Source organism: Perlabentimonas gracilis, from assembly GCF_011174675.1.
Taxonomy (GTDB): domain Bacteria; phylum Bacteroidota; class Bacteroidia; order Bacteroidales; family Tenuifilaceae; genus Perlabentimonas; species Perlabentimonas gracilis.
The window spans coordinates 1-763 of record NZ_JAANIG010000099.1 but is presented as its reverse complement, the minus strand read 5'-3'; the positions used below and the strand labels follow the sequence as shown (position 1 = coordinate 763).

Sequence of the window (763 nt, the reverse complement as noted above, 5' to 3'; positions counted from 1 at the left end):
ACCTAGATATTCGGGGCAATTGGGCTCGCAACATTATTCTTAGCGGGGGATAAATCCGCTGGCGCCGCACTCCCCCACTGGGCACACCCCCAGCCGTTATGCACAAGCGGCAAAAAAAGTTACGCTCTAAATGATAGACTTTCAAATTTTTAAAAGTTAGGTCAAATGACTATTTTTGAGTTCAAAAAAAATGAGAATATGAGTAATATAAAACTTTTTGAAAGTAAACAAATTCGTTCTGAGTGGAACGAGGCTGAACAAAAATGGTACTTTGCAATTATTGATGTAATTGAAATTCTCACTGAAAGTAAAAATCCACGAAGATATTGGAGTGACCTTAAAAGAAAACTAAACACAGAAGGTTTTTCTCAGTTGTACGAAATTATCGTACAACTGAAAATGATTTCCTCCGATGGGAAAAGATATGTAACTGATTGTGCTGATGCTAAAGGACTTTTACGAATTATTCAATCAATACCATCGCCCAAAGCCGAGCCGTTTAAGCAATGGCTGGCTCAGGTTGGTTCAGACAGATTGGACGAAATAGAAAATCCTGAATTAGCAACTCAACGCACACGTGAATTATATAAACTTAAAGGTTATCCTGATGATTGGATAGAGAAACGGATGCGAAGCATCGCAATTCGAGAAGAATTAACTGAGGAATTGTTTTAACCCTAAATAACCAAGCATTTTTTTTACAATTTTATTATTTATTTTTACCAACGGACAAACGACCGATGGTGACTGTTATACCGAAGGT

At 37.4% G+C, this 763-nt stretch carries 1 protein-coding gene; it reads left to right on the top strand.

What is annotated here, in order from left to right:
- The first annotated feature begins 165 nt into the window (after positions 1 to 165).
- On the top strand, positions 166 to 675 hold the full coding sequence (locus G8O23_RS17245) for a BRO-N domain-containing protein (RefSeq protein WP_235942327.1): 510 nt from the start codon (positions 166 to 168) through the stop codon (positions 673 to 675).
- The last annotated feature ends 88 nt before the right edge of the window (positions 676 to 763 follow it).